This window comes from Undibacterium sp. MH2W, from assembly GCF_049340215.1.
Lineage (GTDB): Bacteria > Pseudomonadota > Gammaproteobacteria > Burkholderiales > Burkholderiaceae_D > Undibacterium.
The window spans coordinates 182,261-196,293 of sequence record NZ_JBMPPA010000001.1 but is presented as its reverse complement, the minus strand read 5'-3'; the positions used below and the strand labels follow the sequence as shown (position 1 = coordinate 196,293).

Annotated in this window: 14 protein-coding genes; 6 read left to right on the top strand and 8 right to left on the bottom strand. The window is 48.6% G+C overall.

All coding sequences use genetic code 11. From position 1 onward, the window contains the following. Window positions 1-65 precede the first annotated feature (65 nt). On the top strand, window positions 66-2,327 hold the full coding sequence (locus tag ACO0K2_RS00880) for a patatin-like phospholipase family protein (protein ID WP_423014778.1): 2,262 nt from the start codon (window positions 66-68) through the stop codon (window positions 2,325-2,327). Here the strand turns inward: ACO0K2_RS00880 and ACO0K2_RS00875 are convergent. Then, window positions 2,300-3,088 (bottom strand): helix-turn-helix domain-containing protein, encoded by a 789-nt coding sequence (locus tag ACO0K2_RS00875; protein ID WP_423014776.1) that lies wholly within the window; start codon window positions 3,086-3,088, stop codon window positions 2,300-2,302. The genes ACO0K2_RS00880 and ACO0K2_RS00875 overlap by 28 nt on opposite strands. Window positions 3,089-3,319: 231 nt before the next feature. On the opposite strand from ACO0K2_RS00875, the gene ACO0K2_RS00870 reads away from it, so the two are divergent. Continuing rightward, entirely contained in the window at window positions 3,320-3,529 is a 210-nt protein-coding gene (locus ACO0K2_RS00870; protein ID WP_423014774.1) for a hypothetical protein, read from the top strand. A 66-nt stretch (window positions 3,530-3,595) separates the two neighbouring features. On the opposite strand, the gene ACO0K2_RS00865 is transcribed toward ACO0K2_RS00870, so the two are convergent. The 4 genes from ACO0K2_RS00865 to ugpB form a co-directional block, all read right to left on the bottom strand. Next, complete coding sequence (locus ACO0K2_RS00865; RefSeq protein ID WP_423014772.1) at window positions 3,596-4,681, bottom strand: sn-glycerol-3-phosphate import ATP-binding protein UgpC; 1,086 nt, start codon at window positions 4,679-4,681, stop codon at window positions 3,596-3,598. 87 nt (window positions 4,682-4,768) lie between these two features. Next, entirely contained in the window at window positions 4,769-5,620 is an 852-nt protein-coding gene (gene ugpE / locus ACO0K2_RS00860; RefSeq protein WP_423014770.1) for a sn-glycerol-3-phosphate ABC transporter permease UgpE, read from the bottom strand. A gap of 2 nt (window positions 5,621-5,622) precedes the next feature. Beyond that, the gene (ugpA, locus tag ACO0K2_RS00855; RefSeq protein ID WP_423014768.1) at window positions 5,623-6,504 is read right to left on the bottom strand and encodes a sn-glycerol-3-phosphate ABC transporter permease UgpA; all 882 of its coding nucleotides are present in this window, start codon (window positions 6,502-6,504) and stop codon (window positions 5,623-5,625) included. A gap of 151 nt (window positions 6,505-6,655) precedes the next feature. Beyond that, window positions 6,656-7,972: a sn-glycerol-3-phosphate ABC transporter substrate-binding protein UgpB gene (ugpB, locus tag ACO0K2_RS00850; RefSeq protein ID WP_423014766.1), complete on the bottom strand. Its 1,317-nt coding sequence runs from the start codon at window positions 7,970-7,972 to the stop codon at window positions 6,656-6,658. A gap of 204 nt (window positions 7,973-8,176) precedes the next feature. Here ugpB and ubiA point away from each other — a divergent pair, with 204 nt between their 5' ends. From ubiA to ACO0K2_RS00830, 4 genes are all read left to right on the top strand, one after another. Continuing rightward, complete coding sequence (ubiA, locus tag ACO0K2_RS00845) at window positions 8,177-9,043, top strand: 4-hydroxybenzoate octaprenyltransferase (RefSeq protein WP_423014764.1); 867 nt, start codon at window positions 8,177-8,179, stop codon at window positions 9,041-9,043. A 114-nt stretch (window positions 9,044-9,157) separates the two neighbouring features. Further along, window positions 9,158-9,511 (top strand): DUF883 family protein, encoded by a 354-nt coding sequence (locus ACO0K2_RS00840; RefSeq protein ID WP_423014762.1) that lies wholly within the window; start codon window positions 9,158-9,160, stop codon window positions 9,509-9,511. A gap of 2 nt (window positions 9,512-9,513) precedes the next feature. Further along, the gene (locus ACO0K2_RS00835; protein WP_423014759.1) at window positions 9,514-9,903 is read left to right on the top strand and encodes a phage holin family protein; all 390 of its coding nucleotides are present in this window, start codon (window positions 9,514-9,516) and stop codon (window positions 9,901-9,903) included. Continuing rightward, window positions 9,900-10,226: a YqjK family protein gene (locus ACO0K2_RS00830; protein WP_423014757.1), complete on the top strand. Its 327-nt coding sequence runs from the start codon at window positions 9,900-9,902 to the stop codon at window positions 10,224-10,226. Before ACO0K2_RS00835 ends, ACO0K2_RS00830 begins: the two co-directional genes overlap by 4 nt. A 7-nt stretch (window positions 10,227-10,233) precedes the next feature. Here the strand turns inward: ACO0K2_RS00830 and ACO0K2_RS00825 are convergent, their stop codons facing one another. From ACO0K2_RS00825 to ACO0K2_RS00815, 3 genes are all read right to left on the bottom strand, one after another. Then, window positions 10,234-12,042: an ArnT family glycosyltransferase gene (locus ACO0K2_RS00825; RefSeq protein ID WP_423014755.1), complete on the bottom strand. Its 1,809-nt coding sequence runs from the start codon at window positions 12,040-12,042 to the stop codon at window positions 10,234-10,236. A 373-nt stretch (window positions 12,043-12,415) separates the two neighbouring features. Continuing rightward, a complete protein-coding gene (gene proC / locus ACO0K2_RS00820) occupies window positions 12,416-13,243 on the bottom strand; it encodes a pyrroline-5-carboxylate reductase (protein ID WP_423014753.1) in 828 nt (275 codons plus the stop codon). Next, a complete protein-coding gene (locus ACO0K2_RS00815; RefSeq protein ID WP_423014751.1) occupies window positions 13,233-13,937 on the bottom strand; it encodes a YggS family pyridoxal phosphate-dependent enzyme in 705 nt (234 codons plus the stop codon). Before ACO0K2_RS00815 ends, proC begins: the two co-directional genes overlap by 11 nt. Window positions 13,938-14,033 lie beyond the last annotated feature (96 nt).

Here is a 14,033-nt window from a genome sequence, read left to right as displayed (position 1 = left end):
GGCTTTTCTGAACCAGTCGCCGCAGAAGGAGTCTATCTGCGGTTTATTGTGGATAGAGCGTCTGAATGGCTATGATATTGAACCGGATTCTATTGGTATGTGCTGGTATCGCGATGCTCAGTACAACGACCCTAGGTCATGCGCAAGCGAATCAACAAAGTGCAGTCAATGCGCAAGTCCCTGAGAATCGCCCTCGCATCGCGCTCGTCCTTTCCGGTGGCGGCGCTCGTGGCTTTGCGCATATTGGTGTGCTGCGTGCACTACGAGAAATGCATATCCCCATTGATATCGTTGTCGGCACCAGCATGGGTGCTGTCGTCGGTGGCGCTTATGCAGCGGGACGTACGCCAGAAGAGTTAGAAAAAACCGTTCGTGATACCGATTGGGATAACGTGTTGTCGGATCGCCCTGCGCGTAATGACCTCGATTTCCGACGCAAAGAAGAAGATACCCTACTGCCCACGCGCATTGAATTTGCGGCGACAAAAAAAGGCGTATCGTTACCGCAGGCAGCAGCAGGTAACGCGACCCTCGAAAATGCCCTGACGCAATTGCTACCTGAGGGCATGCGGGACCAGCCAGTCAATCAACTTCCCTTACCTTTCCGCTCAGCAGCATCCGATCTCTTAACCGGCGATTTGGTCGAACTCGATAACACCCCTTTACTAGCGACAATGCGCGCCTCACTTGCGGTACCGGGGGTCTTTGCCCCTGTGAGGATCAAAGAAAAATTGGTTGTTGACGGTGGATTAGTCAGTAATTTACCCGTTGAAATGGCAAGAGCAATGGGAGCGGATGTGATTATTGCCGTCAACGTCGGAACACCTCTTGCGAAAGAACACCAAATTCAAAGTGCCGTCGATGTCGCGACACAAATGCTGCAAATTCTCACCGAACAAAATGTACAGCGGTCGATTAAGCAACTGAAATCACAAGATATTCTCATCGCACCAGCACTCGACGGTCTTTCATTTTTAGATTTCAGCCAATACCCTCGCGCTATTCAAGCAGGCGAAGAAGCGACGCGTCAATTAGCCTCCCAACTTCAGGCATTGAGTATTGCACCGGATAGTTTCGCCTCCTATGAAGCTAAGCGACTCCATACGGGCGCTGTCACGAAAAATCCGATCACCGCCTTACCTGTCGCAAAAATTGAAGTGCAAGGAACGCAGTACATCAATCCCGTTGCCCTAATTTCGCAAACTGGCATTGAAACAGGTCAGATCCTGACACAAGAACAAATCCGTGCGGCGACGACCCGTTTATATGGTCGTGGCGACCTCGATAAAGTCGAGACAATTCTGACAGATCATGACGGTATGCGGGATATTCTCATCAAACCAACAGAGTCCAATTCAAGTCGAAACCGCTTGCGTGTAGGCATGGAACTCGCCAGTAATTTTTCTGATGAAAATACCTTCGCTCTCGACTTGTTGCACGTCGCCTCCTCACTCAATGCTTACGGTGCAGAACTGCGAACATTAGCAAAAATAGGCAGCGTAAGGCAGTTTAATACGCAATTTTGGCAACCATTGGCACCCGCTTCACAATGGTACATTGCGCCATCCATTAATTACAAATCGACGAATCTCAACGTGTATAAAGACGGCGTAAAAACGGCCACCGAGGGCACGACCAATAGTAGCGCCACACTGCTATTAGGCCGTCAATTTGGCCATTGGGGTAGTCTAGAAGCCGGTGTTTCTCGAGGATTTCAAAAAGTAGACTCGGCACTATCATCGGATCCCTCGCTCAGCTACGATCTTCATTCGAGAATTTATGACAGCTTTGAGTTCGTTAACTTTAAAATCGATACGCTCAACTCGCTAGCGTTCCCAACCCGGGGAAGCTTTGTGAAGGCAATTTGGCAACGCTCACCGAACAAAGTATCCGGTCAGGCATCTGCTGCAACATCCGAATTCGACGCGATGCAAGCCTTTGAGTCAGGCGATTGGTCAGGTCATTTGTACGCAGAATGGACAAGGACACAAAATGCGCCGCCGTTGTCACCATTGGGTGGATTTTTAAGATTATCAGGGTTACCAACAAACTCGCTGTCAGGAAACGAAAGCGTCTTTAGTCGGATTGTCGTTGCCCGAAAAATTGGTTCATTACCAGGTACCGTGGGCGGTGCAATCCGTCTCGCGCTCTCTGCTGAAATCGGTGGCACCTATGGCACGACGACCTCATTCAATCGAAGCATTTTAAAACAAGCAGGTAGCGCCAGCCTTTCCGTCGATACCCGCTTTGGACCACTGTTTTTCGGTGCTGGAACGACCCGAGGTGCGGGATCGGCAGTTTACCTTTTCTTGAGTCCAATATGGTGAGTGATACTCGGTAGATCAGGTTTTGCCTCTGGCCGCCTGAGCGCGGTCAAGGCAGAAAACTCCCAAGATTGAAAGCCCACCAATAAGGTATAGCCATCACGCTCATCAGCCTGTAGACGGCGATCTTCTTGCTGTAGACGCGCAAGCTCTGCAGCGAGATGCTGAATCTTTTGTACGATCTCCAGTGCACTGCGTCCCGATACGCGGGCAGGAACGCAGAGCAGGGTTTCACCACTCCGATCAAAGGTGCCTCTAAAATAATCGCTCACGACGTGGTCACGGAAAAATTGCTGCACGGGACCATCCGGACGCCAGTGGAAGGCAGGCGATACGTTCAAGCGATAACGATTGTTGGGTCGAAGTTCAATTAATTCTAATTTATCGAGTGCGATGAGATGCAGGATACATTCTGGCTCACTTAACTCGTAAGTTTCAACAATCTGCTCAAGCGTCCAATGGCCAAGGCAAGAAATCGCCACCAACAATAATTTCGCATCAGCAACCAGCGATTTTTCCTGCGCAAGGGTTAGGGTGTCTGAATGTGGTGTGACATCAGCAGCTTGACGAAAGACATCCTCTAATGCGATCCCCGCCGCTTTGCAAATCTCCGCCAGGCGCGACAAGTTCATGTCTTTTTGGCCGAACATCCGCTTCACGCTGGATTCGCTCATCCCTATCCGGTCAGCAAGTATCTTGTAGGTCACGCCAGCAGCGCGCAGCTCGGCACGCAAGACGCTCAGTAATATCTCCGGTGAACTCATGGCATTCCAATCTAGTCATCATTTGTCAGTAATAGTATCAAATTACAGTACCAAGCATACTAAAATCTAACCCTTAGCACATTTTACTGGTTACCACGGTAGCGCATTGAGACACTACAACTCGTCAACAAAGTTGGTCAACACTCCTCACCGGCAATCCTATCTCCGGATCAGGCGATCGCTGCAACAGGAGACCTCAATGGAATACGCAATCAGACAACGAAGGTGTTTATGAATACACTCATCCGATATAGTGCTTGCCTACTGATAACAGGCGTGGTGTTTGCTTCAGGATATGTATTAGGGCAACATCAGGCAACGATACAGACGGTTTCTTTTGAACAACAGGATCTGTCAACCTTGGTCAGTGAAACAAGCAATGCAGACGGTCGTGTGACTGAAAACAAGACGCCACGCCGCAAACTGGGATTCATCATGTAGCAAACTGCGAGCACCATATGATGCTCGCTTCCGTTGCTCTACTAGCAGAAAAGAAGTCACGTCGACTTAATCAATACGTCGCTGCGTTTGTGGATCAAAACGATGCATACTATCAAACGTGAAGCCCGCAGTCGTTTTTTGACCTGCTGTAACGGGTGTTCCAACAGGTGCACGCACCACGAGTGCTTGTCCCGCGCAACGTCCGTGGATCAACAAATCTGCCCCTAAAGACTCAACCAAATCAACGTCAAATGGCAATCCGGGCATCCCAATAAATAAGTGCTCTGGACGGACACCTAATAGCGTTTCCTCATCGGTGTCTGTTTTACGTTGTAGATGCAATGGATGGAACGGCAGTTCAAACTTCGTGTCACCCATTGTCATCCAGTGTCCATCACTACTGATCGTTCCTTTCAGAAGATTCATTGGCGGCGAACCGATGAAACTCGCAACAAAGCTTGTTGCCGGTTGAGAGTACACTTCGTCCGGCGTCCCGATCTGCTCCGCCACGCCCCCATTCATGACAATCATCCGTTGGCCCAGCGTCATTGCTTCCACTTGATCGTGGGTCACATACAAACTGGTTGTCGCCAAGGTTTTGTGTAACTTCTGAATTTCAAGGCGCATTTGCACACGCAATTTCGCATCGAGATTCGACAACGGTTCATCAAATAAAAATACGGCGGGTTCACGCACAATCGCACGCCCCATCGCAACTCGCTGACGCTGACCACCCGATAAGGCACGTGGTGTACGGTCTAGTAAGTGCTCCAATTCCAAAATTTTTGCTGCTTTATGAACGCGCTCGGTAATTTCCGTTTTTGAATAACCACGAATCTTCAATCCATACGCCATGTTTTCAAAAACGCTCATGTGAGGATAGAGTGCATAGTTTTGAAATACCATCGCGATATCTCTATCCTTCGGCTCTAGGTCATTAACGACGCGATCACCAATGATGACATCGCCTTCGCTAATTTCTTCCAGGCCAGCAATCATTCGTAACAAGCTAGATTTGCCGCATCCCGATGGCCCCACAATGACAACAAACTCACCATCATCGATATCCACTGAAATACCATGAATAACGTCTACCGCTTTTTTGCCGTGGCCGTAAATTTTCTTTACATTTTTTAAGTGAACTTGTGCCATCGTTAATCTCTTTGTTTCATCTCTTTTTTTAAATCTTTGCAAGGAATCGAGTCTGTTGCCTCATCGCGACATTCAACCACGTGAGGATTACTTTTCAGCGTCGACTAAGCCTTTAACAAACCATTTTTGCATGAGGACCACAATCAATCCTGGTGGGATCATCGCAAGTAATAAAGTTGCCATCACTAGATTCCACTCCACCGCTGCGTCACCACCGGCAATCATCCGCTTAATACCTACACCAATCGGATACATGCTTTGCTCTGTAGCGACCAAGAGGGGCCAAAGATATTGGTTCCAGCCATAGATAAACATAATCACGAACAAGGCGAGCAAATTGGTGCGAGACAATGGGAGGATGACATCTTTAAAAAAGCGAATTGGACCAGCGCCATCGATCCGCGCCGCCTCAGCCAATTCATCAGGAATCGTGAGGAAAAATTGTCGGAATAAAAAAGTCGCCGTTGCTGACGCGATTAAGGGGATGGTTAATCCAGCGTAGGAATTCAGCATGCCAAAATCGGAAATTACTTTATAGGTTGGGTTAATTCTGACTTCGACTGGCAGCATTAAGGTCAGAAAAATCATCCAAAAAAATAGTCGACGCCCAGGGAAACGAAAATACACCAAGGCAAAAGCAGACAGCATCGAAATCGAGATTTTACCAACCGCGATCAGTAATGCAGAAGCCAGACTCACCCACATCATTCGAGCAACAGGGCTGATATCGACATTCGCGCTACTTCCCCCATTGAGGACCATGGCTACGTTATGGAAAAATTGATCGCCAGGAATCAAGGAAATAGGAGCTAACGCTGCTTGCTCTGCTGTTTGTGTACTCGCTACAAAAGCAATGTAAATCGGGAAAGCAATCAACATCACACCGACAATCAACACCGCATGACTGATCGCATCGAGAAAAGGTCTACGTTCTATCATGATCAATACTGCACTTTCTTCTCTACATACTTAAACTGCAAGACCGTCAGCACCACCACGATCAACATCAATACGACTGACTGCGCTGCTGCGCTTCCTAGGTCGCCGCCTTTAAAGCCATCATTAAATACCTTGTACACCAAAATCTCTGTTTCCTTACCGGGTCCACCTTGGGTCGTCGCCTCCACGATGGCAAACGTATCAAAGAACGCATAGACGATATTGACCACCAAGAGGAAAAAACTAGTAGGTGTCAGCAAAGGCAAGACAATCGAGAAAAAACGACGGACAGGACCTGCACCATCAATCGCTGCCGCTTCAATCAATGACTTGGGAATCGACTGTAATCCTGCCAAAAAGAAGAGAAAATTGTAGCTAACCTGTTTCCATACTGCCGCTAGCACGATGAGAATCATCGCATGCTGCGCATTGAGAAGATGGTTCCATTCAATACCAACATGACGCAAAAAATGCGCCACAACGCCCAACGTCGGATTCAACAAAAACATCCACAACACCCCCACAACCACCGGAGAGACGGAGTAAGGCCAGATTAACAATGTCTTATAAACAGAGGCACCTCGGACAACCCGATCTGCAAAAACAGCCAAGATCAACGATACCGCTAAGCCAGTGACAGCGACCAGCACAGAAAAAATACCTGTGGTTTTAAATGACGTGAGATAAGCGGGATCGTCGAATAAGGTTTTGAAATTGTCAAACCAGACAAATTCACTCGATAAGCCAAATGCATCTTGCAGTAACACGGACTGGTATAACGCTTGTACTGCAGGCCAGAAAAAAAATAAAACGGTCACAGTGAGTTGTGGTGCTAATAAAGCATAAGGCACCCACCGTGAGCGAAAACGCGCTCGTTTTTCCAAGAATCACCTTCTGATATAAAGAGAGAGTGCTGTCGACAGATCACGAGAGCCACGACAGCGATACAGCACAGACGAGAAACATCACCTACAAGGGAAACAACTCACCAGCATCGTCGGCGTGAACACACCGTCACGCCCTATTGATCCTCGCTTATTTGTTCGCCTTCTCAAAGCGCGTCAACAAATCGTTGCCACGGGAGACCGCAGAATCCAGTGCGTCTTTTGCCGATTTTTTGCCAGACCATACCAATTCCAGCTCTTCATCAACGACTGTGCGGATCTGCGGAAAACTACCTAAACGGATACCGCGTGACTTATCCGTTGTCTTCACAATCATCTGCTGAACAGCTACACCCGTACCTGGATTTTTTTCATAAAACCCGGACTTTTTAGTCAACTCATAGGCTGCGTTGGTAATGGGTAAGTAACCTGTTTCTTGATGCCATTTCGCTTGCACTTCAGGCTGGGACAAGAACTTATAAAATTTCGCAACGCCTTTGTATTCTTCATTTTTCTTACCGGCCATTGTCCACAACGAGGCACCGCCGATAATCGTATTTTGCGGTGCGCCGGGAACATCGCTGTAATACGGTAAGGGTGCTACACCAAACTTAAATTTTGCGTTTTTGACGATGACACTATAGACCGAGCTTGATGAAGTCAGCATCGCGCACTCGCCAGAATAAAACTTCGCATCAGCCTCGCTCTTGCGCCCTGCATACACGAAATAACCTTGCTTTGCCCAATTCGACATATCTTCAATGTGCCGGATATGGACGGGGCTATTAAATTTCAATCGTGCATCGAGGCCACCAAATCCGTTATTTTTGGTCGCGAACTCCACGTTATGCCATGCAGAGTAATTTTCTAACTGAATCCACGTTTGCCATCCTGTCGTGTAGGGACATTTACTACCAGCCACTTTGAGACGCGCAGCATCTGACACCATTTCCTGCCATGTTGCGGGTGGTTTGTTGGGGTCAAGGCCAGCTTTAGCAAACAGCTCTTTGTTGTAGAAAAAGACAGCGGTTGAACTGTTAAAAGGGAGCGACAGCATTTCTCCGTTGGGTGCTGTGTAGTAGCTGGCCACAGCGGGGATATAAGCAGCAGGCTCGAATTTTTCGCCGGCAATTCGCATGACTTCTGAAACAGGTTTGATCGCACCTTTGGCATACATCATTGTCGCCGTGCCGACCTCAAAGACCTGCAAAATATCCGGTGCGTTACCTGCACGGAAAGCCGCAATCGCCGCAGACAACGACTCGTCGTATTCTCCTTTGTACACTGGAACAACTTTGTACTCGGTCTGACTTTTATTGAATTGGTCGGCCAAGTTGTTCACCCGATCGCCGAGGGCACCTGTCATCGAGTGCCACCAACTGATTTCTGTCACCGCAAAGGCCGGTGCCGCTTGCGTGAGCATCACCGCAGCTGTGGTTGCGGCGCCTAATTTTCTAAAAAATGTCATGTTTTATTCCGAATTACCAAAGTGTCAGCAATGCTCATGCAAAAAACCTCGCCGACATGAAGTCGAGGCGGGGTATCAGAGGAAAAACCAAGGATTTTTTGCAGAAACGATCAATAAATGATGAGGTGGCTAAGATAGCATTGCGACCACACATTGTATAGAGGACTTATAATTCCACATGATCGAAACAACAGACTGGTAAAAATGAACGCTTTTGTTACACGTTGTCATTGGTATGTCAAATTAGTACGCTTAGATAAACCCATCGGCATCGTGCTGCTCCTGTGGCCCACGTTGGTTGCAATCTGGCTCGCCTCGGCAGGAAAACCAGACTGGACTATCGTGACTTTATTTACCGTTGGTACGGCGCTCATGCGCTCTGCCGGTTGCGCCATCAACGATTACGCAGACCGTGACTTCGATAAGCACGTCAAACGAACCGCAGAAAGACCAATCACTAGCGGAAAAATTTCAGGCAAAGAAGCGTTGGCAGTCGCTGGCACGTTGGCAGTCCTGTCCTACTGCTTGATATTGCCGCTCAATTTGCTCACCAAAGAGCTTTCTGTTGTCGCTGTCATTGTGGCGGGGACTTATCCTTACTTTAAGCGTTTTTTCGCCATTCCCCAGGCCTATCTCGGAATTGCATTTGGATTTGGCATTCCAATGGCGTATGCCGCGATTCAAAATACGGTGCCGATGGATGCATGGATATTGCTTATCGCCAATATTTTCTGGGCTGTCGCCTACGATACAGAGTACGCGATGGTAGACCGCGATGACGATCTAAAAATTGGCATCAAAACGTCGGCCATTACCTTTGGTCGCTACGACGTCGCAGCGATTATGTTCTGTTATGCAGCGAGCTTTGCGTTAATCACTTTCGTCGCGGTCAAGGTCGGACTTGGTATGGGGTTTTTTATCGGCATGGCGATCGCCACCGCTTGCGCTCTGTACCACTACACTCTCATCAAAGATCGTGACCGGATGCGCTGTTTTGCTGCATTCCGTCATAACAATTGGCTCGGTGCAGCGATCTTCGCTGGTGTTGTCTTAGACTATGCACTAAAGTGAAAGGGAACACTAGAACGGACATCCGATGAAGTGATTTCCGGGGCAATATTGATCCATGACAAGGCTGCATCGTCGCCCTGCTCTACACTAAAGATGCGTACCTCGACATGGTACATGAACCAACACTTTCAACTACTTCATATCAAAGGAATGATGATGAGCACAACAGAACATCAAAAGGATCGCTTGATCGATGACCTGAATCAAGTCATTCGCGATGCAGAGGACATGCTGAAAAACACCGAGCAACAATCAGGTGAAGGCTTTAAAGCGGCGAAAGCGCGTTTTGAACAAACGCTCGGCGCTGCTAAGGCAGAGCTCGCGCGCGTTGAAGAACTCGTGGTGACACGCACCAAAGAAGCAGCCAAAGCGACGGACGTGTATGTCAAAGAAAATCCATGGCAATCCATTGGTATCGCGGCGGGTGTAGGCGTTCTCATTGGCATGCTCATCGCCCGTAATAAATAACGATGGCGATACTGAATTCGCTCGGTCAGTTACTGGCAACATCGCTCAGTATTGTCCACACGCGACTAGAATTAGCGTCCGTTGAAATTGAGGAAGAGCTGGGGCGCTTTTTTTCGCTCCTGCTCTGGTCGCTAGTGGCGTTATTTTGCGCTTGCTTTGGCTTGGTCCTATTGGCGGTACTACTCATCGCCGTCTTCTGGGATAGCCATCGCATTGCGGTGGTTGCGTCGCTCATCACGTTCTTCTTTGCTTCTTCCATTGGTCTTGGTTTCTGGTTGCGCGATCAGTTTGGTAAAAAGCCACGATTATTTGCTTTTACCTTAGCCGAACTCCAACAAGACAGCGCTGCCTTGCGTGGCACCACAACCTCATCCGAAGAAACGTCGTCATGAAGCGCAGACCTGATCAACTCGCCCTGCGTCGCGAGGCATTGTTGCTAAAAATCCGCGCACAAAGACAGCTACTGACATTGCAGTTGCAAGACGTCAAGCAATCAACGGAAGTCGCTGAATTGGGCTACCAATGTGCGAGCAATGCAGTCGGTGCATTGCGTCGCAGGCCGTTGCTCGCCGTCGCCATCGGCGCAGGCCTGCTATTGGTCAAACCCTCTAAGATCGTCTCACTATCACGCACTGCGTTGAACACGTGGCAGATCTGGAAGATCATCGCCCCCTTGATCAAAGAGTGGAAATCGAGTGCACATTCTGACGAATAACACGTCCTTATTTTAGTGGGCGACGCGCACTACTCAAGGCCAATTGATTCGTCATTTTTTTGGCTGCAAAAAGCCATAGCCGTTCGTTATCATCGCCTGGACGCGCGCCCTCCCACACTAACTCCCAATGCTTATCCTTGAGATACTCTGTTGGTTGTCGTTGAAAACCATCGACCAACAAAAGGTCACAACTGACATCCGGTGTTGACTCTTGGCGGTAAGTATTGATACCCACGAAGTACTTCAACATTGCACGCTCAGACTCGCCGAGATCTTTACTCGCCATACAATCAAAATTGCGATCCATTGCTGTTTGCATCGATGAAAAAACACTACGATAGCTCTTTGCATGGTCAACCCATGGCATCAATAACTGGCAAATCAACATCCAGCTTAGTCCTACACCGGTCACCCAACTAACGAGCCCACGTCCTTGAATGCGCGAGAGTTGACCGATTCCCGCAAAAGCAAGCGCGGTAATGATCGCTGCAACCAAGACATGACCAAATTCAAAATGCGGCACGAATTCACGTGGTAAGTGGCGCAACAAAAACAACCACTCTGGCGGCGCACCATTGATCGTCATCAGTGCCCAGACGGTCCAAATAAATGCGATGACGAGACCAAAAATGAGCCGAGCACTCCAATCCCACGCTGCATCCCACCCGGCACTCAACTGACGTGCAGCAGGGGCAGCAATGAGCGCGATCGGCAAGAGCAGCGGCAAGGCATAGTTATCACGTGCTGACGCGGCACGCCACAAAACCAGCAACATCATTAAAAATACGAGTCCGCATGCCTGAATCGCCGAGGATTGAAAGATCGTCGATCGCTGACGCCAGACCGTCAACACGGCTAATGGCAAGGCGGGAAAGGTGAACCACGGCAAGGTCGTGATCCAGAAACCGTCGGTATGCGGCGCACCCAATTGGGCGACAGAAAATCCAAAGAACCGCCCCACGTTATTGAGCCAGAACCAATCCATAAAGAGTGTTTCTGAACGCAGATACAAACTGATAGGCCAAATCAGCAACCATGGTGTGGAAAACAAGAACGCCACCAAAAGTACACGCCCATAGGATCGCGTCCGCCATTGCTTAAACAGCACAGGTAACAAGACAGCCGTGAGACCAAATACACCCAACGCCAACACACCTTTTGCCATGAAACCAATACCGATGCCCGTACCAAGTAAGGCACCAGAACGGTAAGGATTGTTCTCAATGTGAACAAAACCCGCTGTGGCTACGGCAAAACCCGTCAACAAAGGAACGTCTGTGAGCATTAAATGGGAATGAAAAACGAGACCAAGACACCCTAACAGCGCCATCACGGCATAGCGACCAACTCCCTGCCCCCACCACTGGCGTGCCGACCAACCAGCAGCAGCACAGGTGACAGACATGAAGAACCCCGTTGCGAGCCGCGCACCATCGTGCAAGCTTAGCCATGGGTAAAACGTCTTAGCAAAAATGGCGGCAACCCAATAATAGAGTGGAGGTTTTTCCATAAACGGCTCACCTGCCATTGTCGGCACGATCCAATCACCCGTTTCAATAAGGTGATGAATAATGCCAAAAATATATGTTTCATCCTGTTTCCAAGGATCGTGGCCAATGAGGCCAGGTATCAAATAGATACCAATCAGGGATAACAGGGCGCACAATGACCAATCGACAGAAATGCCAGCCACTGTGTTTTTATTGGCGAGCCCCTGTGAGCGATCACTGGTTTTGTTTGTATCGACATTGTTACCAAAGATCTGAGTTTGTAACAAATGAAATACAAAGACGCGAAACCAAACAAAAATTGCCATACTAAACCAGTAAAAAAGGAAAAAATATCTGCGATTTACAGGCTTAATTTCTCACGAGCAATAGATGTCGTCTACGAAAATGGTAAAACGCAAAATGGGAAGGTGCGATTGCATCCCTACAAAAGGATACAAGCAGTGGGTAACGTATTGTATCTCATTGATACATATACCTTCATGACAAACCCTTGAAATAAGAGTCCTTTCACTAATTTGCGGTACTCAAATGTTGTAATGTGGTCGTTTTTATTTCCACAAAGAAAAAATGCAGCGAACCCGAACGGGACGCTGCATTTTTATCGTCATGAAAAACCGATTTTTCGCTACCTGTCAGCAGGCAACAAACCGATCGTACACATCAAAGTGAAAACAACACTCACGCTTGTTGACCAAATTCCTCACCCAACGCGGTCGCTCTCGATGCCGCCGCTTTGATTGCGGTGATGATGTGATTTTTCACATCACTTTCTTCCATGCTGCTCAGTGCTGCATAGGTCGTGCCACCTTTCGATGTGACACGTTCACGCAAGACAGCGACGTCCTCATCCGATCGCATCGCCAGTTGCGCTGCACCTTCAAAGGTAGCGATTGCAAACTGTGTCCCCTGCTCTGGACTTAAGCCCAGTTCCTGCGCTGCCTGTTGCATCGCTTCGATGAAATAAAACACATAGGCCGGACCACTGCCAGAAACCGCAGTTACCACGTCGATTAATTTCTCTTCGACAACCCACGAAGTGGAGCCCACTGCACGCAAAATATCATCCGCACATTGTTTCTCGGCCTCAGTCACTTCTGGCAAGGCAAATAAGCCCGTCACCCCTCTGCCAATCAACGCTGGCGTGTTTGGCATCACGCGAACGATTCTTGGATAGGAAGATAACCAGCGAGAAATATCCGTCGCGCGGATACCCGCAGCGATCGAAATCAATAACTGGTGACGAAGATGGGGAGCGAGCGCACCGACAACATCCCGTAGCTGTTGTGGCTTGACGGCGAGGACAATCACATCCATTTGTTGCAAATGTGCATCAATTTGCAAGGAGGTGGTGACATTAAATTCTGTCTCTAGGCGATTTAAATTCGCTTGGTTGACGTCAACAACATGAATATCTTTGGCATGTGTTCCTGCTTGCAGTAGGCCAGTAATCAGTGCAACTGCCATGTTGCCACCGCCAATAAATCCAATTTTTAACTTACTTTGCATAATCTCTTTTCCCAAAAATGGCGGTACCGATTCTGACCATCGTGCTGCCCTCAGCGATCGCCGCGTGTAAATCACTACTCATCCCCATGGATAACGTATCTAAAACAATACCTTGCGCGACGATCTCGTCATTGAGCTGCTTCAATTGTCTGAATGCGGCGCGCTGTTGCTGTTCGTCATTGGTCGGTTCAGGCACCGCCATTAAGCCACGCAAGCGCAAACCCGGTAAGGCATGAATCCTCTTCGCAAGAGACACTGCATCTTCTGGCAATGCGCCGCTCTTCGTCGACTCGCCGCTAATATTTATCTGTAAGCAAATATTCAGTGGGGGCATGTCTGCAGGGCGCTGCTCGGACAGTCGTTGCGCGATTTTTTCACGGTCAACAGAATGTACCCAAGCGAAATGCTCTGCAATCGGTCTGGTTTTATTACTCTGGATCGGTCCAATAAAGTGCCACTCGAGATCAAGTTCAGGTGCCGATTGACGAATAAACGTGATTTTATCCACCGCTTCTTGCAAATAATTCTCGCCAAAGGCGACCTGCCCCGCATGTGCTGCTTCCAGCACGGCGTCTGCGCCAAAGGTCTTGGAGACGGCCAATAGGCGTACTTGCTGCTCAGAACGGCCACAATCAAGCGCGGCGCGTCTGATATCAGCACGTACGGCTTGCAAGTTGTCGGAAATTAAGGACATAATCAGGAATCTTGTATGTAAATTACTCGTTGAAATCGGTCACTTTTTTGCAATAGATCCTAATCTCAGGCAGCCATTGCGTCTGTCATCTGCGAC